This window comes from Arenibacter sp. P308M17, assembly GCF_003426735.1.
Classification (GTDB): Bacteria; Bacteroidota; Bacteroidia; order Flavobacteriales; family Flavobacteriaceae; genus Arenibacter.
Window position 1 is genome coordinate 1 of record NZ_QVON01000003.1, and the last position, 23076, is coordinate 23076.

Sequence of the window (23076 nt, forward strand, 5' to 3'; positions counted from 1 at the left end):
AGGCATCTTTCCCGGCCCGTTATCTCGATTTCTTTCTCTGTGCCGCCTCCCCGTTTCCAAGAAGGCGGCACGCTGTCTTTACAATATATCAATGAACTTATCAAATTCTTTTTTACTCCCGCTCTTTCTCTAAGCGGGTGCAAATGTAGGATACTTTTTTTATTTACACAAAACCTTTTTTGAATTATTTTTTAAAGATTTTTTAATTCCCCTGTAACAAGCTGATTTGCAGCTGAAATATTTATATAATTTTTTTACGCTTTAAAGAACCATGAAAGTCATCATCCTCAAAAACTCCAGAAATATGATTATTGAACTAGGAAAAGAAATTCCAAACCAATCCAAATCGTATCACAAAATCCCTATAAGGATAATTGGGGGCCGTATAAAAATTGTTGTTGGAAAAAGAAGAGTTAAAATGCTCTGCCTTTAAAAATATCCTAGTTTGCTGCACTTTGGCATTGATGAAAAAGTCCAACATTGGGAACCCTCCCAATTCTTCCTGGTTCTGGGAATAAAATTCTCCCAATACCGGGTTATAGGCATCCGCATTATAAGATGTAAAATACTTGAGAGTCACCCCTGTTTGGAAGTATAGCGCCTTTTTAAACCCGAAGTTCGAATAATACAAGGTGTTTCTTGTAACTACTTCCGGTACATTTAAAACATTATTGTCCTGGGAAACATTCTGGTACATTACCGTATTGTTCAGCGCAAACCCCTTCCATTTAAATTCCTTTCCATATTTGACCTTTATGATATTAATGGTACCATCCTCCTGGAACGGTTTAACAAATGCCTGCTCCCCGCCTTCGACCACAGTTTCCGATGGATCCGAAGCTAAGTAGGTGTAATTGTCCAAAGAAGTGTACTTCGCCATTAGATTTCCAAAAACATTGGATTCCAGATCAAATTGGAATCCGTTATTGTTTATCCTATTGTAATCGCCGGTATGCTGCCAATTGTAATTACTGTAATCACTTTGATATAAAAGGAAATTAAAATTGGGCATATGTGAAGAGGAGTGTACAGAAAACTTAAGCCTGTTGTCCCTATTAATGTTATAACTGGCAAAGGCATCCAATAAATTTCCCGACAGATCCCCGGAGATATTGGCCTGTGCCGAGCCGTTCAACTGAAAACCACCTATCTTCTTTACGTATTTGGCACCGGCAGCGATTTCATCGCCCCGAAGCTGACTTTGGATTAGCTGGGTAGGGGTTTGCAATACCGAATTAAAAAAATAATTGTAGCTGTAATGATTAACAAATCCTGTCAATACCCCTAATGTCTTATTTGAAAATTGGGCATAGAGCTGATTATAGGTCGTTTTTAAGCTGGCCTTATCCAATATACCCGAAGCATAGGCATCCCCAAAATAATCATTTTGGGCGGTTTGCTTATATTGATAGTATTTGGTCTCATACGTAAACTCATGCCCAAGGGCCAAAGAGGTTGTCCTGGTCCTGCCCGAATCCAGTTCACTGCCAAATACTATGTACTGGTGATCCAAATAATATCTTTTCCCCAAGAGCCGATTGGTGGCATCGGAAAAAAGTACGTCCAATCTGGAACGGTCCCTAAAGTCGGAATCTCCCGATTCAAATTGCAGTTCCTTATTGGAAAGTCCGCCATTTTCCTCCCACAAGGAGTTCTGGGCCGCCCCATGCGCTCTTAGATTGTAGCGCTTATTCTTGCTCTCATAGTTGGCCGTCATCTTAAAATTTCCCGACTCGGCTTCACTAAATTGATATTTGCCCATGGACCTAAAACCTTTAAATCCAATCGAAAAATTTAATCTTGGCGAAGTATTGAAAGCCAATAAGGCATCCAAAAGCTGTCCCTGCTCAAAGGTGGTCTTGAACATGAGGTCGCTCATAGGGGTTGCCACATTGTAATAATGAATATCCCTAACCTCCATATAGTTGTAATGCTTCGCACTGGCACCTAATTCGGGATAGGTATCCCCTACATCAAAATTAACCCCCAGTTTATTATATGGCTGTCCTACATTGGCAAACGGCATCAGCTCAAAATCGTCCCTCCTTAAGAAATTGTATTTATACTCCTTCTGTATGGAGATGGTAGTATCCAAAAATGTAGTATCCCTTTCGTAACCAATAATCTTGTAGTCCTTAATAGTTACTGCCTGACCCCTAGCTTCCCCATTTTTTTTGGCTGGAAGATTCCTTACTTTGGTCTCCTTACCGCCCTCAAGCCCATTCTTTGAGGGAGGAATGGAATCTTCCTGTGCACTAATGGCCTGACTAAAACACACTATTAAAAATGTCAACAAATATCTCATGTTACAAACTTACGCAGACAAAGTTAATTTTTTTGTCCTTAATGAAATGTGAAAGTTTATAAAACAGAAAAACAACCTATTATATATAGTTCAACTATTAATCCGAAAGGTAGTTTTTACATCTTTTGTATCCATGTTTTGCAATTTTAAGGAATCAACTGACCCTTATAATCCCTACCGCCAAATTCTTTCTTAGCCAGATGGGTAGGGATCTATTCGGAAACAACACTGTTATGTATATAAGAGCCTGTTTAGATTTTGTATCCTATGGCACTTATCCTCTTTATAAATTTTTATCTTTGACAAGGGTTGGATCAAACATTGGCCTTTGTTATGTTTAATTCTGTAAAACTGAACCTATTGATGGAGTTTTTCCAATTCCAAGCGATATCAGAACAATACTTAAATGTTAAAAGCCTTTTACAAATATGCGCTGGAAGCCGGAACGGATGAAGCCGGCCGCGGTTGTTTGGCCGGACCTGTCACCGCTGCAGCCGTAATATTGCCAAAAGGTTTTTCAAACAAGACCCTCAACGACTCCAAATTGTTGTCCTCGGCAAAAAGGGGGCTACTTAGGACAATAATCGAAACAAATGCCACAAGCTTTGGGGTTGCCCATATATTTCCGGATGAGATTGACAAAATCAACATTTTGAACGCTTCATTTGCAGCAATGCACAAAGCCCTTGATCAATTAATTACAGACCCGGAATTTATCATTGTGGACGGCAACAGATTCAACCCATACCATAACATCCCCCACGCCTGCATTGTAAAAGGCGATGCCAAATACCTGAGCATAGCCGCCGCTTCCATCTTGGCAAAAACCTTCAGGGATAACTATATGGAGAAAATACATTTGGAATACCCTATGTACAATTGGATAAAAAACAAAGGTTATCCCACCAGGGAACATCGGGAGGCCATACGAAAGTACGGTATCACCAAATATCATCGGAAAACTTTTAGACTATTACCAGATCAGTTAAAACTGGATGTTTAAAAATCCTAACTTTGTTCAAAGTTTTATTTATGAAATTCAATTTAGCTTCGCTACTGTTCTTACTTTTTATCGGATGTGCAAAACAAAGCACCAAAACCTCGCCAATACTCCATTACGTTCCTCAGAACAGTGCCGTTATTGTAAAAATAAACGATAAGCCCTCCTTTTCCAGTGAACTGGAAAACAGTGACCTCCTAAAAACCTTATCCACTACATCCAGCTATGCCACTGTATTGGATAAACTAAAATCGCTAAAATATATCCAGCCCAATGGCGAGAGCATTTTGGCTTTCGTGGAATTGGGAAAGGCCAATTTTGAATTGCTATTGATTGCCCAAAACAGTGATGATCTCCTGGACATTGGAGATGAAAACAATAAAGTTGTCGAAAACATAAGTTATGAGGGGAAAAGTTTTGACCGCTATACTGTGGACGGGGCCAATTTCTTTTCCACGATCCTGGATGACAAAATTATAGTAAGCTCCGCCCAGATGCTTATTGAAAATATACTTCGCAAGGAAAGGGATTTAACGGTTGACGAATCCTTGAATAAATTATATCAAATCGCCAGTAATCAGAGTAGTGCCAATATTTTTATAAACACTAATAAAAGTAACCCCCTGTTCAACCACATTTTATCCGAAGGACATAAGGTGGATATTTCCAAATTTACGGACTGGGTATCTCTGGATTTCAACACCAACAAGGACCACTTAAAACTGAATGGCATTAGCATGGCCAATGATTCCATTATTAACTACAGTAATCTTTTTAAGAACACCCATGCCCTGACCCCAAAAACGCCCACCCTTGCACCAATGTCCTCCGATGCCATCATGGCCTTTACTTATGACAATTATGAAAACTTTGCCCAGAACCAAAAAAAATATTTGGACAGGTCCATTGTTATAGACACCACTTTTAAGGCAGTTGAAGAAATTGGATTTGTATACCTCAACAAGGAGAAAGCTATTGTTCTGCACACCTACGGTTCAGAGAATATCCTTAATTATCTGGATGAATTGGAAAAAACTTCGGAAGAATACCAAGGCAATGAAATTGTTGGACTCTCCAAGTCCAATTTCCTTGATCATTATTTCAATCCACTTATACAGGATTTTAAAGCCAATTATTATACCATCATTGAAAATGCATTCGTGTTCTCCCCAACTCCGGAGACCTTGAAGACCTTCATTGGAAATTTTAAAAATGGTTCCACCTTTGAAAAAACATCGGTCTACAAAACCGCTAAAGAACAATTGGCGGACGAATCCTCCATGCTTTTTGTTTCCAATGCCGATGGTGTAGAATATTTTTTGGATCAATATATGGACAAGAACATCGGGAAGGACGTTAAAACCAAAGAGCTATCCGAATATTCCTTTGCAGCCCAAATGGTCTCGGACGACAATTTTCACCACACCAATATACTTTTTCAAAAAATTGCCCACGAAACCACCTTGAACAAAACCATTCCCTATTTTACCCTTCAATTGGACACAGAAATAGTTACACCTCCCCAATTTGTAAAAAACCACAGGACCAATAAAGACGAAATTATAGTACAGGACCAGGACAACAACCTCTATCTCATTTCTACAGATGGCAAGGTAATTTGGAAGAAACAACTTAATGGCCGTATCCAAGGACGTGTAGAGCAGGTAGACCTGTACAAAAATGGAAGATTGCAACTGGCATTCACAACGGATAACCAGTTTATGATCGTAGACAGGAACGGCAAGGATGTACCCCCCTTTACCTTCACCTATGAAGGAGGCAATTTAAACCCTTTGGCGGTATTTGACTACGACCGTAATAAGGACTATCGGTTTTTGGTGACCCAGGGTACAAAACTATTTATGTACAATAGTTCGGGCCAAATTGTAAAGGGTTTTAAATATACCAAAGCTACAAACCCCGTTCTGGGCACACCCAAGCATTTTAGGGTTGGCAAAAAAGATTATCTGGTCATTAAAGAGGAAGGTGGCGAATTAAAAATATTATCAAGGACCGGTGATAAAAGGGTTAATGTGTCCAATAAAATAACTTTTTCAGACAATGGGATTCTGATTCACAAAAACAAGTTTACCGTTACCGACACCAAAGGCCATCTCTTTCAAATAGATGAAAATGGTAAAACAACCACGGCCAATTTAAATCTACTTCCAGACCACGGATTGGATGCTACAAGCAATACCCTGGCCATTATGAACGATAATGTACTGACCATAAGGAGCAAAAAAGTGGAATTGGATCTTGGGGTATATTCAAAACCGCGGATTTTCTATTTGAACGACAAAATATATATCAGCGTTACGGATATACAGAACCAGAAAATATATCTTTTTGACAGTCAGGCAGAAACCGTTTCCAACTTTCCCGTTCCGGGAAACTCCAGTATCGACCTTATTGATATGGACAACGACCATAAGCTGGAGCTTGTGGCAAAAGATCAGGACAACTCGCTCATAGTATATAAGATCAATTAGAACTCATTTTGAATTTTCCACATGACCGAATAAGAAAATAGTTCTTTTTAGTACGAATATTCCTATAACTACAGGAGATTCTACACCTAATTAAAGCACTTTTTTTTTAACCTACTTTAGTTCAAATGTTAACCATAAGGTTTAGCCTGCTATTAATACATAAAAGCATGCAAGATATACACCTATAAAGGCTCAAGCCCGAAATTTCGCTAATTTTAATTCATAATTTGAACTGTAGTGAATTGTTCAATAATACAAATGTCACAAGCATATATTACAAATATTAAGACTATGAATCGCTTCAAAATTTCCCTAAAAGTAATTTTATCCATTTCGTTAATTTTCTTTTTTACAGCTGGTGTTCAAGGCCAATTTTTAAAAAATTTGGGCAAGCGTGCAGAAAGGGCCGTAGAACGTACTGTGGAAAACAGGGTAGATAGGGAGGCCTCAAAAAAAACCGATGCCGTCTTGGACAGTGTTTTGGAGCCGGACTCTAAAAAATCGCCTACTGAAGCACCCATAGATAGCCCAATACCTTCTTCGGGCCAGCGAAACACAGGAAATGAAGTTAAAAATTCGGACAGTGGCACTATGGCACCCCCCGCCCCAGGTACTGCCAAAACCATCCAGGTATATGGTAAATTTGACTATGTACCGGGAGACAAGCCTTTATTCTCTGATGATTTCTCAAGTGATTTCATTGGCGACTTCCCTTCCAAATGGAATACCAATGGTGGTGGTGAAGTCGTATCCATAAACGATTCTGGTGAAAAGTGGTTGGAATTAATCCCGGGACACAACATCTATTTTATTCCGGACGTACCCGATCTACCGGAGGAATACACCATTGAGTTCGATATTTTGACACTTGGATTGGATAAGAAGACTTCATCAACCAGTTTTCTTAAAATAGCGTTAAGTGATGATGACAAATTTAAGGAAGGCGCCAATTTCGTACATGCCCATATCCCTTTTTGCCTATATTCCCCGGTAGGTATCACCATGTCCAACCACATAGATAATAAAAGGGAAATTTACAGTGTTGTCAAAGCCGATCTTAGAGAGGAGATTGTAGAACAGCCCCATATTTCCATCGCCGTTAACAAACAGCGGTTTCGGTTATGGGTCAATGAAGAAAAACATATCGATATCCCAAGGATGGTGCCCCAAGGAGCCATATTGAAGGCCTTAAAGTTCCATATCAACAATTTGAAAGATGGAAAGGAGCGTATTTTTATCAGCAATTTAAAAGTGGCCGAGGGAGGGGTAGACCTTAGACGGAAATTGATTTCAGAAGGGGAAGTCTCTACCAATGGCATATTGTTCGATTCCGGATCGGCCAATATTCAACCCTCGTCTATGGGGGTCATTCGACAAATTTCCCAAGTTTTACAGGAAGACAACGGAATAAAGCTAATGATTATTGGACATACCGATGCCGATGGCCCCGGAGATACCAATCTAGAGCTGTCCCAAAAAAGGGCCGCTGCGGTAAAAAATGCCCTTGTAACCGTTTATGGCATTGAAGACAACCGGCTTCAAACCGAAGGAAAGGGGGAAAGCGAACCCATAGCGGACAATAGTTCTCCCGATGGCAAAGCCCAGAACAGGCGTGTCGTTTTCAAGAAAATATAATTTCAAATCAATATAAAATCAAAATGAATATTATGAGAACCCTTGCCTTAATTTATAGCTTTTTCCTTTTCACCTCTAACGCTTTATCACAAGACTGTAGTAAATTCTATCCCATGGAGGAAGGCTCAAGTTTTCAATATACCATGACCAACAAAAAAGGCAAGACCGAAGGCATTACCGATTACACCATTACCAAAGTTGAAAATTCGGGCGGCGTTACCAACGCCACCATGAATATGAGGTTTACCGATGAAAAAGGCAAGGAAATTATGATTTCCGATTATAAAATGAGCTGCGCCGGGGGGGCAGTGAAAATAGATTACAATTCCCTTGTTCCATCACAAATGATGAAACAATATACAGATATGGGAATGGAAATGGATATCAGCGGAACAGATATAGAACTGCCCAATGACCTCAGCGTAGGACAGGACCTGGCCGACGCCAATGTAGCCATGACCATTAAAATGACCGGCATGAACATGACTGTTAAGGTAGACCAGCTGAATAGAAAGGTAGAAAAAAAAGAAAGCATCACCACCCCTGCGGGAACCTTTGATTGTTATGTACTATCACAGGAGAACGTTTCCGAGACCATGGGAGTAAAACAAATTATGCCGTCCAAGTTATGGCTGGCGGAAGGTGTAGGAATGGTAAGGCAAGAAACGTATAATAAAAAAGGGGAACTCTCCAACCAAATGCAACTCACCAAGTTCAATAACTAAATTGGTGGATTTTAGCCTAAAAAACCCAAGACCAATGTTTTGGGTTTTTTAGCTCAATTGTCTGTTACTACTGTAAAATTCTGCCTCAAAAAGTGTTTCAAAATGCTTCATTAGCTGCTGTTTCACTTCTGTCATTTCCACTTTCTTTCTGCCCAATTCTACGTTCAGGGAAGTAACCGCCTTGCCTTTGATACCGCAAGGAATCATCAGATCAAAATAGCCCAGGTCGGTATTGACATTCAGGGCAAAACCATGCATGGTGACCCATCTACTGGCACGGACGCCTAGGGCACATATTTTTCTGGCAAAAGGGGTGCCTACATCCAACCAAACCCCGGTCTCCCCTTCGGAACGCTCTCCCTTAAGCCCGTAGTCGGCCAAGGTCAGGACAACCATCTCCTCCAGAAACCTAAGGTATTTATGGATATCGGTAAAGAAATTATCCAGGTCCAGTATAGGGTATCCTACAACCTGCCCGGGACCATGGTAAGTGATATCCCCGCCCCTATTTATTTTGTAGAATTTCGCTCCCTTTTCGGCCAAGACCTGTTCCTCTACCAATAGATTGCCCATATCCCCACTTTTTCCCAAAGTATACACATGGGGGTGTTCTACAAACAAAAAATGATTGGGCGTTTCCAATTGGGAATCCCCCCTCCTATTTTTTATTTTTATGTCCAGGATGGATGTAAACAATTCTTCCTGATATTCCCAAGTTTCCTTGTAATCCTTATGTCCCAAATCTTCTAAGAGAATCCTTTTGTTCATCCTGCAAAGATACAAACTCCGCCAATAAGGCAAACTGCCAGATTTTAGTTCGGATTGTTCAAAATGATCAGGGCGGCGATAACGCCCGGCACCCATCCGCAAAGGGTAAGTAGAAAAACAATTATAAAGGACCCGCAACCCTTGCCAATTACGGCCAAGGGCGGAAAAACAACAGCTAATAAGACTCTAAGACAGCCCATGCCTTTTTCGATTTTTTGATTGACCCCTTCCCTTATCGGGAAAGGTTTACCAATAAGACCCTAAAAGAGACATTTTGTTACAGGAAATAGGGAATAATTTAAATATGCCATTTTGAAAGCCATCAATTCTATATTTTGGATTGATAGATTAATGCATTGTGCCTATATTTGCAGCCTTAATTTATACACATATGCAACTTTCGGAACAAGAAGTAATTAGAAGGGAAAAACTTGGCAAGTTACGGGAATTGGGAATTGACCCCTATCCCGCGGCACTATACCCAGTAAACGGCACTTCTAAGAAAGTCAAGGAGGGTTATGAAGAAGGCAAAAAGGTAGTTCTCTCCGGAAGGCTCATGTCCAGAAGAATACAAGGTAAAGCCTCGTTTGCGGAACTGCAGGACAGCGAAGGCAGGATACAAATCTATTTCAACCGGGACGAAATTTGCACTGGGGACGATAAGACCTTGTACAATGATGTATACAAGAAATTATTGGACATTGGCGACATTATTGGTGTAGAAGGGGAACTGTTCACCACACAGGTAGGTGAAAAAACCGTCATGGTCAGGAATTTCACCCTGCTTAGCAAATCCTTACGGCCCCTGCCCCTCCCAAAAGTGGATGCCGACGGAAAAGTGTACGATGAATTTAACGACCCGGAATTGCGATATCGCCAACGATATGTAGATTTGGTAGTGAACCCAAGTGTCAAGAAAAATTTTATAAAACGCACTAAAATCACCAATAGTATGCGGCAGTTTTTTAACGATGCCGGCTATTTGGAAGTGGAGACCCCAATACTACAACCCATTCCCGGCGGGGCGGCGGCACGTCCGTTTATGACCCACCATAATGCATTGAACATCCCTTTGTATTTAAGGGTGGCCAATGAGCTTTATTTAAAAAGATTGATTGTTGGTGGCTTTGACGGCGTATACGAATTTGCCAAGGATTTCAGGAACGAAGGTATGGACCGCACACATAATCCTGAGTTTACCGTCATGGAGCTATACGTAGCCTATAAGGATTATAATTGGATGATGGATATGACCGAAAAGCTTTTGGAAAAGGTGGCCATCGACTCCAACGGCACTTCCAAAGTAACCGTAGGCAAAAATGAAATAGAGTTTAAGGCCCCTTACCCCCGAGTACCCATTTTGGAAGCCATTAAAATCCATACCGGTTTTGACGTTGCCGGGATGGATGAAGTGGAACTTAGGGAGGTTGCCAAAAAACTACATATTGAGATTGATGATAGTATGGGTGTCGGCAAGCTGATCGATGAAATTTTCGGTGAAAAATGTGAACATCACTACGTACAGCCCACCTTTATAATAGATTACCCCAAGGAAATGAGTCCCCTCACCAAGGAACATCGAAGCAATCCCGCATTAACGGAGCGTTTTGAACTTATGGTCAATGGAAAGGAATTGGCCAATGCCTATTCCGAGCTGAACGACCCCATTGACCAGCGGGAAAGGTTCGAGGAACAACTTCAACTATCGGAAAAAGGGGACGATGAGGCCATGTTCATTGATCAGGATTTCCTAAGGGCCTTGGAATACGGGATGCCCCCAACCAGTGGTATCGGTATCGGAATTGATCGTTTGGTCATGTTGATGACGAACAATGCCTCTATACAAGAGGTACTTTTCTTTCCTCAAATGAGACCGGAAAAGAAACAACTGGAGCTTAGCGAGGAAGAAAAAGAGATTCTTGACCTATTGAAACCGGAAGGCAAAATGACCTTGGATGGGCTTAAGACCAAGGCGGGCCTAAGTGGCAAAAAATGGGATAAATCCATGAAGGCACTTTCCAAGCACGAGTTGATCAAGATAACCACCGAGGGCGATACCAAGGTGGTGCTTCTTAGAAAATAATTTTAAAAGACCCCAAAAAAAAGCATTACTCATCTTAGGCAATTCTACCAAAGCGGGAGAATTGCTTAAAAACGGATACCCAAAAGCAATATCTCAAGTATGTAATTTTGAATTGACATTATCATTGTAATTTCATTTATTTAAAAAATTTTATTAATTTGAAATGAGGATAATAACTTTTTTTGCATGAATCAATCATCACACTAACACTTGCCATAAATATTTTTTAACAATTAGCGGGTAGGTTCGCAAAACCTGCAGGCAGGGATATCTCAGAACCTCCAGATCTCACCTTTAAAGGACCGATCCGAACATTTAAACCCTTTTTTTGGATAAATAATATCAGGAATCGCTTTTTTATTGGTTGCGTATTTGATTATTAGTCACTAATATTAGGAACATAAAAATTAAAACCTAATGGTATACTCTTAAGGTTGATTTTTATTATTACAGATTGAAATTGTTTAGATTAATGGAACACCAAAAAATACTAAAGTGAAAAATAAAGTATCATATGCCCTTTTATTTATAGGTATTATCATACTTATTACTTCCATTTGGAGCCTTCTGAAACCTTCGGATACCGTAGACTTTAGTGCCGATATAAAGCCTATTCTGAACAAGAACTGCATTACCTGCCATGGGGGGGTCAAAAAAAGTGGTGGTTTCAGCCTTTTGTTCGAAGAGGAAGCCTTTGCCATTACCGAATCCGGAGAACCTGCCATAATCCCTGGCAATGCTGCCAAAAGCCCATTTATCCAACGGTTAAAGGAAGATGACCTGGAATTGCGCATGCCCTATAAGAAATCCAAACTTTCAGAGGAGGAAATAGAACTGCTGACCAAGTGGGTAGATCAGGGAGCCAAATGGGGCAAACATTGGGCCTATACCCTACCCGATAAGGTAGAAGTTCCTGAAACGGTACAATCGGCCGGTATTTCTTCCGGAGATGGTGCAGGATTTGTCCAAAACAGTATAGACCACTTTATCTTAAGGACTTTGGAGAATAACGACTTGGAGCCTAGTCCAGCTGCCGAGCGGAACGTTTTGGCACGAAGACTGTCCCTGGACATAACCGGACTTCCCCCTGACGATTCCCTGTTCAAAGATTTTACCTCTGGAAAGATCCCCTATGAAGATATGGTGGACGAACTATTGTCACGCGGGTCCTATGGTGAAAAATGGGCCAGTTGGTGGTTGGACCAAGCCAGGTACGCGGACACCAAAGGCTATGAAAAAGATGTGGGCAGGACCATGTGGCAATATAGGGACTGGGTCATACGATCCCTGAACAGGGATATGCCCTTCGACCGGTTCACTATTGAACAATTGGCCGGGGACCTGCTGCCCGACCCTACGGCCGATCAGTTGATAGCCACTGCCTTTCATAGGAATACAATGAACAATGATGAAGGAGGTACCGAAGATGAAGAATTCAGGGTAGCCTCCGTAATCGATAGGGTAAATACCACCTTCGAGGTTTGGCAGAGCACCACCATTGGCTGCGTACAATGCCATAGCCACACCTATGACCCCTTCAAAAATAAAGAGTACTACAACCTTATGGCATTTTTTAACAATACCAGGGACGAAGACACTTCGGAGGATGAACCCAATTTAAGATTTTATTCCGAGGAACAACAAGGGGAAGTGGATAAGATCCACCAATGGATCGCTAAAAATGAGGATAGTGAAGTTGCCAAAGCCTATACCAATTTCCTACAATATTCCGAACCTATTTACCATGCCCATTTGGCCAAGAACTATACCAACGGAAATTTGGCCGACACCAAATGGCTGGCCCTAAGGGACAATGGCTCCTGTCACCTCCCGGACGTATATACCCAAGGTGCCGATTACATCTACCTGAGATATTCCTCCGATATAGATGGGACCAAAGTTACCATTAGAAAGGACAATGCAGATGGCGACATTTTGGCCCAGTTTACAACCAATAGGACAAATGGCAGGGAAATACAAAAGTTCCCTTTCAAAAGGACCAACGACAGATTGAACCTATACATTGAGGCCGATAACGACAAGATATCCCCAAAAACCCCCACCAGTTACATTTCGTGGTTTGCTTTCCTACCAGAAATAAAAGCCGGGATCAATTCCGGATATTCCCAAATCGATGACCGTTTTATGCAGCTGTTGAACACCGACACCCCAACACTGCCCATCATGATAGAAAATCCGGAATATCTAAAAAGGACCACCCAGGTCTTCGAAAGAGGCAATTGGCTGATGAAGACCGACACCGTAGGGCCCGCAACGCCCCAAAGCCTGAACCCTTGGAACGATGCCTGGCCAAAAAACAGGCTGGGATTGTCCAAATGGCTGGTCAGCAAGGAGAACCCGTTAACGGCCCGTACCCTTGTCAACAGGGTATGGCAGCAGATCTTCGGCCACGGCATAGTAGCCTCTTTGGAAGACATGGGATCACAATCCGACCCCCCCTCACATCCCGAACTATTGGATTGGCTGGCCCTAAGGTTTATGAACGAGCACAATTGGAGCATCAAGGCCCTGATAAAGGATATAGTAATGAGCGGTACCTACAGGCAGAGTTCCAAGAACAACGCCAAACTGTACAATCTGGACCCCGAAAACAGGCTCTATGCCCGAGGCCCCAGGATTCGTTTGGATGCCGAGCAGATCAGGGACCAGGCCCTGGCGGTGTCCGGGCTGTTGAGCTCCAAAATGTACGGCCCCAGCGTTATGCCGCCGCAACCCGACGGTATTTGGCAGACCGTATACAACGGTGGCAATTGGGTGGAAAGCAAAGGTGAGGACAGGTACCGGAAAGGGGTGTACACCTATTTAAAAAGGACCAGCCCCTACCCCTCCTTCCTGACCTTCGACGCAGGGAGCAGGGAAGTATCAACGGTGCGCAGAACGGTGACCAATACCCCGCTCCAGGCCCTGGTTACCCTAAACGACCCCGTATATCTGGAAGCTGCCTATTATTTGGCCAAATTTATGGGCCAGGGCAACAATGTGGACGAAAGTATCAGGGATGGCTACAAAAAGGCCGTTTTGACCGATATTACGGAAGAAGAACTAACGGTCCTAAAGGAACTGTACAACAGATCCCTTTCCGATTTCCGAGAAAAACCGGGGAATATTAAGGAATTCATTCCATTTGAAACCGATACGGATGCCAATTTGGCCGCATTGACCGTAGTGGCCAATGCCATTATGAACTTGGACGAATTTTTAACAAAATCGTAGTTATGAACAGTTTGGACAGATTGATAAAAGAAAAATTACAACGGGAAATCCAGGCAAAGACCCGAAGGCACTTCATCAAGGATTGCGTTGCCGGGATGGGCGGCCTGGCCCTGGGCTCCTTTTTCATGTCCTGTAATTCCTTTTTGGGCAACAGGGACACCGCCAAGATAGCCTTGACCGAAAGGGACATCAACCCTCTGGCCTCCATGGCACCACCTTTCCCTGCCAAGGTAAAATCCGTTATTTATCTCCATATGGCGGGCGCCCCGTCCCAACTGGAAATGTTCGACTATAAGCCTACCCTACAAAAACTGAACAATCAGGCCTGCCCCCAATCCCTATTGGAAGGCAAAAAATTTGCCTTTATCCGCGGTACCCCCAAACTATTGGGGCCCCAAGCGGAATTTAAGCAGCACGGGGAATCCGGCAATTGGGTCTCCAACTTTCTGCCGCACTTTTCCAAGGTCGTGGATGAAGTGGCCTTCCTGAAAGCGGTAAATACGGATCAGTTCAACCATGGGCCCGCCCAATTGTTCATGCATACCGGAAGCCCTAGATTGGGCAGACCAAGTATAGGATCCTGGGTCACCTATGGCCTGGGTTCCGAAAATCAGAACCTGCCCGGTTTTGTAGTACTTACCTCCGGTGGCAAAACACCGGATGCGGGAAAAAGTGTTTGGGGAAGCGGTTTTCTGCCCTCGGTGTACCAAGGAGTGCAATGTCGGTCAAAAGGAGATCCGGTGCTCTACATAGACGATCCCAAGGGCATTACCAGGAACCTTAAAAAAAGTACCATTGATGCTATAAACAATATCAACAAAAAAGAATTTGACGAATATTCCGATCCCGAGATCCTGGCCAGGATCAACCAGTACGAAATGGCCTACCGCATGCAGACAGCTGTACCGGAGGTGATGAACATCAACAATGAACCGGAGCATATCAAGGAGATGTACGGGGTACGACCGGGAAAGGAATCCTTTGCCAACAATTGTCTCCTGGCCAGAAAACTGGTAGAGGACGGGGTGCGCTTTGTGCAATTGTTCGATTGGGGCTGGGACAGCCACGGGACCGGACACGATACCGCCGTGGACCTGGGACTCAGGAACAAGTGCACCGAAATAGACAGGCCCATGTCCGCCCTGCTCCTAGATCTTAAACAAAGGGGACTATTGGACGAGACCTTGGTAGTTTGGGGCGGCGAGTTCGGCCGGACCCCTATGCAGGAAAACAGGGAAGGCCAGGAAATGGCCTATAAGGGCAGGGACCACCACGGGGACGCTTTTACCATGTGGATGGCCGGAGGGGGCATAAAGAAAGGGGCCAGCTGGGGACTCACCGATGAAATTGGATTTTCCGCACTGGAGGGCCAGGTCTCGGTACACGATGTACACGCCACTATGTTGCACCTCCTGGGGTTCGACCACGAACAATTTACCTTTGATTTTCAAGGAAGGCCCTTCCGTCTTACCGATGTGGAAGGACATGTAATACACGAGATCCTTGCCTAAAACATAAATCAACCAAACCAATAAAATGCGGCTATTCATAATACTTTTTGGGTCCTTGTTATTTTCCTATGGCCAAGAAAAGGTTCTTTTTTTTCAAACCGATTGGGGCAACCAATTATCCTGGGATGCCTTTTGCGAACGGGCCAAGACCTCTGGCTATGACGGAGTTGAATTATGGCTGCCTTCGGGAGCCGATAAACAGGAAGCCCTAAAAGCCGCCTTGAAAAAACACGACCTCCTTTTAAACCTACTTCATGGCACCAATAAGGGCCTGCCTTTTAAGGAGAGTTTGGAACAGTACAAAAGTGTTTTGGAGGCCTTAATGCTATGGAAACCGGTACTGGTCAACAGTCAGACCGGCAGCGATTTTTTTACATTGGAAGAAAACAGGGCCTTTATCGAGGCAGCAAATTCAATAAGTGCCAAACACAACATTCCCGTCTATCACGAAACACATAGGGGCCGTTTTAGTTACAACCTACCGGATACGAACAAGTATCTGGCCCTAATTCCCGACCTTAAGCTTACGCTGGACATTAGCCATTGGATGGTAGTCCACGAATCCCTCCTGCAGGGCAAGGACGAATTATTAAAGGAAGTAATCAAAAGATCCAACCACATACATGCCCGTATCGGTCATGCCGAAGGTCCGCAGGTAAACGACCCCCAAGCCCCTGAATGGGCGAATGCCCTGGAAAGACATTTGGGTATTTGGGAAAAGGTAATCCGCCAAGGCTGGAAGGAACATAACGGCGTTGTAACGGTTACCACAGAATTTGGCCCGGCAGATTATATGCCGACCCTGCCCTATACCCGGATACCGGTTTCCGATCAATGGCAGGCCAATGTTTTTATGATGGAGTCCTTAAAAGAACGCCTAAAATTGAACCACTAATTTATGGAAGCAATTCTACAATTAATAGGCCGCCTACACCCACTTGTAGTACATTTACCAATAGGATTCATTATGGCCGCCCTACTATTGCAATGGTACGATAGAAAGAATAAGGAGTGGTCCAATATAATCGGGGTCCTTTTCCAATGGGCCTTTGTTTTCGCCACCATAGCTTGTATCAGTGGTTACCTATTATATAAGGGCGAAGGTTATTCCTTTGAAACGGTAAAAATTCATTTATGGATGGGCATCTTTACCGCTATTTTTTCTTTGTTGATGTATCTCCGGTTGGCGACATCCCCAAAGATCATATTTATAAGGCGGGTGCCAGTGGTCCTTTTTTCGTTCTCCCTATTATTTCTAATATCCTTCACCGGACATCTTGGAGGAAATATTACCCATGGATCGGATTACCTCATTGAACCACTGCCCAACAACATAAAATCCCTCTTGGGCGTTGGCCCCGAAGTTTATGAAATGCCCACCTTGGAAGAAGAAAATTGGGAAGCGGCAATTCTATATTCGGACCTTGTCCAACCCATCCTCAACAACAGATGTGTAAGCTGTCACAATGCTAAAAAAGAAAAAGGGGAATTGCGGTTGGAGGAAGCAAATGGTATTCTTAAGGGCGGGGAAGACGGACTTGTAATTGAGCCGAACGAGCCCGAAAAAAGCTCCCTCTACGCCAGAATGATATTGCCTTTGGACCATGAAGATCACATGCCCCCCAAGGACAAGGACCAGCCCTCCAAGGAAGAATTGGATATTATTAAAATCTGGATAGCCAATGGCAATCCATTTGACAAGAGCATTGGGGAAATGGGCCTAAAAAAAGAATCGGTCCAGGCCTTCTTCCCAAAAGCAAAAGATGATACCTACCCAGATGTGGAAGTTGCCGAAATTCCACAGGATACTATTGCATCCCTGAAGAAAAAGGGCTTTCACGTGGAAAGGATAAGTAAGGAAAGTAACTTTATAAAGATCTCCTGCATCAACAAACCTTCCTTTTCCGATCAGGATTTTGATCTGCTATCCTCGGTCAAGGACCAAGTGGTCTATCTTGATCTGGGCGGTACCCGGATTACCGAAGCCATTTTCGAAAAAATAAGTACCCTGCCGCATCTAACCATATTAAAATTGGACAATACGGCAGTATCGGGAGAGAATATAGAAACTTTGGAAAAACTGGGGTATCTCAAAAACCTAAACCTTATGGGTACAAATTTTGAAGAGGTACATCTCCAAAAATTAAAAAGGTTTAAAAAATTACAGATCGTGTACCTGTTCAATACCCCTATTAAAAGACCGGATCATGTTGACGGTCCAAAAGAAGGGGAATTGTTTATTGATTACGGAGGTTACGACCTTCCCAAAATAGCAACCGATTCCATAGTTTACTGACCCATAATCCAATTAGAGACCAACAATTCCAATGCCCTTTCTGGCAAAGTACCGAAACGTCCATCTTTTATGGTAGTGTTAAAAGTCCCAAGTTTACATTTTTATAACTGACAGAAATATGCTAGTTTAGAAGACCATAAACCTCCCATATGGATTTGAGCAAAAAATTAGGATTATTACTAGGTCCCATTTTCTTTTTTATTCTTATAAATTTACCCAATACCCTTGTCTCCGAAAAAGGCGATGCCGTAATTGCCGTGGCGGTTTGGATGGTAACATGGTGGATAACCGAGGCCGTTTCCATTTCGGTGGCTGCACTATTGCCCCTAATTTTATTTCCCATTCTCAAGATCATGCCCATCAACGAGGTAGGCGCCAATTACGGAAGTCCTATTATTTTTCTATTTTTCGGAGGCTTTGTGATGGCTTTGGCTCTGGAAAAAGTGAATTTACATAAGCGTATTGCCCTCAACATCATAAGGATTACGGGAACAACACCGAACAAAGTGGTCCTAGGGTTTATGATCGCTACCGCTGCCTTAAGCATGTGGATCAGCAATACGGCAAGCACCGTAGTTATGCTCCCCATTGCCATGTCCGTTATTGGGCTTCTGGTCAACGACGCCGATGGCTTCACCAAGGATGATCGCAATTTTGCCCTGAATGTAATGTTGGGAATCGCATTTTCCGCAAATGCAGGAGGCATTGCCACTGTAATTGGTACGCCTCCTAATTCAATTTTAATCGGGTTACTGGAAAATGAGTACGATATCGAAATCTCCTTTCTTAAATGGATGCTTATTGGACTACCCTTCTCCATCATCCTGGTTACCATCTGTTATCTAGTACTCGTAAAATGGTTTTTTCCCAATAAGAAATTAAAATTTACTGGTTCCAAACAGATTATACAGGAAGAATTAAAAAAATTGGGACCAACGAGCCGCAAAGAAAAAATGGTGCTCACCATTTTTGGGATAACTGTGTTCCTGTGGATTTTTAGAACATTGATCAACAGTATATTTCCATCCTTGGGACTCTCGGACACCATCATTAGTATGGTAGCCGCAGTTTCCCTTTTTGCAATTCCATTTAACCTTAAAAAAGGTGATTTTATAATTGGTTGGAACGATACCGAAAAATTGGCCTGGGGAATCCTAATACTATTTGGCGGCGGACTTGCCCTTGCCGAAGGAATGTCTACCAGTGGTATTGTAGATATGGTGGCCAACGCCATTTCCACTAGCGAAATAAGTATCTTATTCACGGCAACCTTATTGATACTATTAATGCTGTTTATGACGGAATTAATGAGCAATGTAGCCTTGGTTGCAGTGCTGGCCCCGGTAGTTGCAGGTATTGCGATAGGTCTTGGGGTTCCTTTGCTCTATTTATTGATACCGGTGACCATCGCTAGTAGCTGCGCCTTTATGTTGCCCATGGCCACGCCCCCCAATGCCATAGTTTTTGCCAGTGGATATATAAAGGTATATCAAATGGCGCGGGTGGGAATTGTTCTTAACCTCATCTCGGTCATATTGCTGGTCCTACTGTTCCAATTCGTACTTCCCCTACTCTTTTGATCTATGGATTGTTGGGAAATCCAAACCGGATTTCTACCAACGAAAGTAAAGTCTTTGCTTCCACAAAGACTTTACACTAACTTAACTCAAGCAAACTATAAATGATATTCTCTATTTAAATAGACATATAAAAGATAAATATGTTACAGATTATCTGTAATTTTTTCTCCTTTTACCAAAATTATTCAAGGATTGGCGTCCCAAAAATCAGAAAAACAGATATTTCCGTTAATTATTTTGCAATTGGCTAATAATGATTATGCACTTCCATAATTTAAAATATTTTTAGTTCTTTGAAAGATTACAGCAATTCACAAATTTTACCTGAAATATGATTAAAAATTTACTCGCCAAGGCGTTATTTACATTTTTCCTCATAGGCTGCTGCCATAGTACGGAAGCGCAGATCTTTAAAAAGAAAAACAATAAGACCGAATCTTCGGACAGTAAGGAAAAATCAAAAAAAGGAGCCATAGAACCCTACGAAAAAGTAATTACCAAAGAGGCAAAAACGGATAAGGGCCTTTTTGATGTACATATTGTAGATGACAATTATTACTACGAAATACAGGACTCCCTTTTCAACAAGGAAATGCTAATGGTCAGCAGAATTTCCAAAACGGCCACAGGGATCGGTTTCGGAGGGGGAAAAATAAATACCAAGGTACTGAGATGGGAAAAGTTGCCAAAAAAAGTCCTTCTTAGGGTAGTAAGCTATGATATTGTTGCCGCCGATTCGCTACCGGTAAGTGAAGCCGTGGTAAATTCCAATTTTGAACCAGTACTGTATTCATTCGATATCAAGGCATTTAAAAAAGATAGCTTGCATCCCGCTACGGTAATCCAAGTGAACGATCTTTTTGAAAAAGATGTAAATGCCCTGGGCATGCCGGAGCATTATCGAAAAGAATATAAGGTTTCCCGTTTGGATGATTCCAGAAGTTATATCAGTACCATAAAAAGTTATCCCTTAAATATAGAGGCCAGACATGTAAAGACCTATGTGGCCAGCAATCCCCCTTCCAATGAAAGTTTAGGGTCTATTTCCATAGAAATAAACAACTCCATGATTTTGCTTCCGGCGAAACCTATGAAACGCCGCTATTTTGATGAACGGGTAGGTTGGTTTGCCAGAGGGCAGGTAGATTATGGCCTGGAAGCCCAAGAGAGCAAAACCGTGCGTTTCCTGGACCGTTGGAGGCTGGAAGTGAAGGAAGGGGACATTGAAAAATTTAAGAACGGAGAACTTGTAGAACCCAAAAAGCCCATAGTATATTATGTGGACAGGGCAACACCCAAAAATTGGGTCCCCTTTATAAAACAGGGGATAGAGGATTGGCAGATCGCTTTTGAGGCAGCCGGTTTCATAAATGCCATTGTGGCCAAAGACCCCCCAACACAAGAAGAAGATCCGGAATGGTCGCCAGAGGATGTGAGATATTCCGTAGTGCGCTACTTGGCCTCCCCTATTCCAAATGCCAATGGACCACATGTAAGCGACCCCAGAACCGGTGAAATATTGGAATCCGATATCAACTGGTACCACAATGTAATGACCTTGTTAAGAAATTGGTATTTTGTACAAACGGCAGCCATTAATCCTGATGCCAGGGGCGTAGCCTTTAAGGAAGAGGTCATGGGCCGCCTGATTCGATTTGTCTCTTCTCATGAAGTAGGCCATACACTAGGGTTACCCCACAATATGGGCAGTAGTGTAGCCTACCCGGTGGACTCGCTCCGCTCTGCTTCCTTCACCAAAAAATATGGTACCGCACCTTCCATCATGGACTATGCCAGATTCAACTATATTGCCCAACCTGGAGACGAGGGTGTGGCCCTTATGCCGGAGATCGGGATGTACGACAAATATGCCATTAATTGGGGGTACCGCCCCATATTGGACAAGTCCGACAAAGAGGAAAAAGAAACATTGGATAACTGGATTCTTAAACATGCGGGAGATCCATTGTACCGCTTTGGACACCAACAAGTTGGGGATGTAGTTGATCCAAGTTCGCAGACCGAAGATTTAGGGGACGATGCCATTAAGGCAAGTGCCTATGGCATTGAAAATTTAAAACGGATAACTCCAAAACTGATCGAATGGACAGCGGAAAAAGGCAAGGAATACGACGACCTAAACACCCTTTACGGTCAGGTGATTTCACAATTTAATAGATATATGGGCCACGTCAGCAATAATATCGGCGGTGTCTATGAGCACTATAAGACCTATGATCAGGAAGGGGCGGTATACACTCCCGTAGATAGAAAACACCAAAAAAATTGCCTGCTTTTTGTGCAGGAACAATTGTTCCAAACCCCGCAATGGTTGATCGTTCCAGATATATTCAATAAAATAGAATATTCGGGTTCGGTAGAGCGGATTAGAAGCCTACAGGTTAGGACGCTGGACAATATTCTGAGTTTGGGGAAATTGGCCAGGATGATAGAGGACCAAACTATCAACGGCACCGATGCTTATTCCCTATTGGAAATGATGGGAGATCTTAGAAAAGGACTATGGTCCGAAACACGAAGTGGGAATACAATTGATACCTATAGAAGAAATCTACAAAAGGCACATATTGAAAGATTGGCCTACTTGATGACCGCCGAAGGTGAGAGCAAAAAAGGAAATTCAGGCGGATATCAAAAATCTACCGCAATCAACACCGGGCAGTCCGATATTCGCTCCATTGCAAGAGCGGAGTTGAACATTCTTAGAAAAGACCTGCAAAATACCATCTATAGAACCGCAGATCCCTTGAGCAAATATCATTTACAGGATGCCCTGGAACGGATAAAGTTGATTTTGGACCCCCAATGATAAGTGGGCGGTAAGCAGTAGGCAAAAAAAATATTTCACTGATCAACATTGGATATAGAATATTTCTAAGTAAATGACAAAAATCATCTTAACAAGGTTTCTGGGAAAGGGCGGGTCTGCCCGAATACGTTCAGGCGGGGTTTTAAACTTTAAATAAAATGGGCTGTCTTAACCAAAAGCCCATTTTTTAAACCCAAATTCATATTCTTCCGTTGAACGGATACCTTTTGACGATAAAACGTAAAATTTAACACTATTTATTTTTTGACGTATAATATTTTTCCTACTTTCAGACCTTTGTTAATACCCCCCAATCTATGTCTTACAAAGTTAAAAGCTTATTGTATTTTGTTTGTTTTGTAGCCTCGGCTGTTTTATACTATGCCTTGGAACCCGAATATAATAATAAAAACAATAGGGATTCGGCCGAAATCATTCAGTTACAATCCGACGACATGGATCTTGACAACAAGCTGGCAGAATTGGAAAAAGTACAGGAATAAACCTCCTTCTTACTTCTTTTTAAATTAGCTACCACATTTATTGGGCGTTTTACCACATTTTTAAACGGGTTTCACAACATTGGCCCATCCGGGAACAATAGATGATATATCTTA

15 protein-coding genes are annotated in these 23076 nt (G+C 42.5%); 12 read left to right on the forward strand and 3 right to left on the reverse strand.

Annotation, left to right across the window (positions count from 1 at the left end):
• Window positions 1-316: 316 nt before the first annotated feature.
• Window positions 317-2305: a putative porin gene (locus D0S24_RS08025; protein WP_117019372.1), complete on the reverse strand. Its 1989-nt coding sequence runs from the start codon at window positions 2303-2305 to the stop codon at window positions 317-319.
• Window positions 2306-2711: 406 nt separating this feature from the next.
• Between D0S24_RS08025 and D0S24_RS08030 the strand changes: the two genes are divergently transcribed.
• The 4 genes from D0S24_RS08030 (at window position 2712) to D0S24_RS08045 (ending at window position 8157) form a co-directional block, all read left to right on the forward strand.
• On the forward strand, window positions 2712-3308 hold the full coding sequence (locus tag D0S24_RS08030) for a ribonuclease HII (protein ID WP_117019373.1): 597 nt from the start codon (window positions 2712-2714) through the stop codon (window positions 3306-3308).
• A 29-nt stretch (window positions 3309-3337) separates the two neighbouring features.
• The gene (locus tag D0S24_RS08035) at window positions 3338-5797 is read left to right on the forward strand and encodes a ribonuclease HII (protein ID WP_117019374.1); all 2460 of its coding nucleotides are present in this window, start codon (window positions 3338-3340) and stop codon (window positions 5795-5797) included.
• Window positions 5798-6088: 291 nt separating this feature from the next.
• Window positions 6089-7432, forward strand: coding sequence for an OmpA family protein (locus tag D0S24_RS08040; RefSeq protein WP_117019859.1), 1344 nt, complete (start codon window positions 6089-6091; stop codon window positions 7430-7432).
• Window positions 7433-7464: 32 nt separating this feature from the next.
• The gene (locus D0S24_RS08045; protein WP_117019860.1) at window positions 7465-8157 is read left to right on the forward strand and encodes a hypothetical protein; all 693 of its coding nucleotides are present in this window, start codon (window positions 7465-7467) and stop codon (window positions 8155-8157) included.
• A 48-nt stretch (window positions 8158-8205) separates the two neighbouring features.
• On the opposite strand, the gene lipB is transcribed toward D0S24_RS08045, so the two are convergent.
• Entirely contained in the window at window positions 8206-8925 is a 720-nt protein-coding gene (gene lipB, locus D0S24_RS08050; RefSeq protein ID WP_117019375.1) for a lipoyl(octanoyl) transferase LipB, read from the reverse strand.
• A 44-nt stretch (window positions 8926-8969) separates the two neighbouring features.
• Complete coding sequence (locus D0S24_RS08055; RefSeq protein WP_117019376.1) at window positions 8970-9125, reverse strand: YqaE/Pmp3 family membrane protein; 156 nt, start codon at window positions 9123-9125, stop codon at window positions 8970-8972.
• Window positions 9126-9316: 191 nt separating this feature from the next.
• Here D0S24_RS08055 and lysS point away from each other — a divergent pair, with 191 nt between their 5' ends.
• The 8 genes from lysS to D0S24_RS08095 all read left to right on the forward strand — a co-directional run bounded on the left by lysS (window position 9317) and on the right by D0S24_RS08095 (window position 22962).
• On the forward strand, window positions 9317-11008 hold the full coding sequence (gene lysS, locus D0S24_RS08060) for a lysine--tRNA ligase (RefSeq protein ID WP_117019377.1): 1692 nt from the start codon (window positions 9317-9319) through the stop codon (window positions 11006-11008).
• 495 nt (window positions 11009-11503) lie between these two features.
• Window positions 11504-14242, forward strand: a complete 2739-nt coding sequence (locus tag D0S24_RS08065; RefSeq protein ID WP_117019378.1) for a PSD1 and planctomycete cytochrome C domain-containing protein — start codon at window positions 11504-11506, stop codon at window positions 14240-14242.
• Between the two features lie 2 nt (window positions 14243-14244).
• Window positions 14245-15753: a DUF1501 domain-containing protein gene (locus D0S24_RS08070; protein ID WP_117019379.1), complete on the forward strand. Its 1509-nt coding sequence runs from the start codon at window positions 14245-14247 to the stop codon at window positions 15751-15753.
• Window positions 15754-15778: 25 nt separating this feature from the next.
• The gene (locus tag D0S24_RS08075; RefSeq protein ID WP_117019380.1) at window positions 15779-16648 is read left to right on the forward strand and encodes a sugar phosphate isomerase/epimerase; all 870 of its coding nucleotides are present in this window, start codon (window positions 15779-15781) and stop codon (window positions 16646-16648) included.
• Window positions 16649-16651: 3 nt separating this feature from the next.
• On the forward strand, window positions 16652-18049 hold the full coding sequence (locus D0S24_RS08080) for a c-type cytochrome domain-containing protein (RefSeq protein WP_117019381.1): 1398 nt from the start codon (window positions 16652-16654) through the stop codon (window positions 18047-18049).
• 149 nt (window positions 18050-18198) lie between these two features.
• Entirely contained in the window at window positions 18199-19629 is a 1431-nt protein-coding gene (locus D0S24_RS08085; protein ID WP_117019382.1) for a DASS family sodium-coupled anion symporter, read from the forward strand.
• Between the two features lie 331 nt (window positions 19630-19960).
• Window positions 19961-22459 carry a zinc-dependent metalloprotease gene (locus D0S24_RS08090; RefSeq protein WP_117019383.1) on the forward strand — a complete coding sequence of 833 codons (2499 nt, stop codon included), beginning with the start codon at window positions 19961-19963 and terminating at the stop codon, window positions 22457-22459.
• Window positions 22460-22776: 317 nt separating this feature from the next.
• Window positions 22777-22962: a hypothetical protein gene (locus D0S24_RS08095; RefSeq protein ID WP_117019384.1), complete on the forward strand. Its 186-nt coding sequence runs from the start codon at window positions 22777-22779 to the stop codon at window positions 22960-22962.
• The last annotated feature ends 114 nt before the right edge of the window (window positions 22963-23076 follow it).

What these genes read in the sequence shown, in the direction of transcription:
- D0S24_RS08025 (WP_117019372.1), bottom strand. Translation starts at nt 2,305, where the DNA reads ATGAGATATTTGTTGACATTTTTAATAGTGTGTTTTAGTCAGGCCATT.
- D0S24_RS08030 (WP_117019373.1), top strand. Translation starts at nt 2,712, where the DNA reads ATGTTAAAAGCCTTTTACAAATATGCGCTGGAAGCCGGAACGGATGAA.
- D0S24_RS08035 (WP_117019374.1), top strand. Translation starts at nt 3,338, where the DNA reads ATGAAATTCAATTTAGCTTCGCTACTGTTCTTACTTTTTATCGGATGT.
- D0S24_RS08040 (WP_117019859.1), top strand. Translation starts at nt 6,089, where the DNA reads ATGAATCGCTTCAAAATTTCCCTAAAAGTAATTTTATCCATTTCGTTA.
- D0S24_RS08045 (WP_117019860.1), top strand. Translation starts at nt 7,465, where the DNA reads ATGAGAACCCTTGCCTTAATTTATAGCTTTTTCCTTTTCACCTCTAAC.
- lipB (WP_117019375.1), bottom strand. Translation starts at nt 8,925, where the DNA reads ATGAACAAAAGGATTCTCTTAGAAGATTTGGGACATAAGGATTACAAG.
- D0S24_RS08055 (WP_117019376.1), bottom strand. Translation starts at nt 9,125, where the DNA reads ATGGGCTGTCTTAGAGTCTTATTAGCTGTTGTTTTTCCGCCCTTGGCC.
- lysS (WP_117019377.1), top strand. Translation starts at nt 9,317, where the DNA reads ATGCAACTTTCGGAACAAGAAGTAATTAGAAGGGAAAAACTTGGCAAG.
- D0S24_RS08070 (WP_117019379.1), top strand. Translation starts at nt 14,245, where the DNA reads ATGAACAGTTTGGACAGATTGATAAAAGAAAAATTACAACGGGAAATC.
- D0S24_RS08075 (WP_117019380.1), top strand. Translation starts at nt 15,779, where the DNA reads ATGCGGCTATTCATAATACTTTTTGGGTCCTTGTTATTTTCCTATGGC.
- D0S24_RS08080 (WP_117019381.1), top strand. Translation starts at nt 16,652, where the DNA reads ATGGAAGCAATTCTACAATTAATAGGCCGCCTACACCCACTTGTAGTA.
- D0S24_RS08085 (WP_117019382.1), top strand. Translation starts at nt 18,199, where the DNA reads ATGGATTTGAGCAAAAAATTAGGATTATTACTAGGTCCCATTTTCTTT.
- D0S24_RS08090 (WP_117019383.1), top strand. Translation starts at nt 19,961, where the DNA reads ATGATTAAAAATTTACTCGCCAAGGCGTTATTTACATTTTTCCTCATA.
- D0S24_RS08095 (WP_117019384.1), top strand. Translation starts at nt 22,777, where the DNA reads ATGTCTTACAAAGTTAAAAGCTTATTGTATTTTGTTTGTTTTGTAGCC.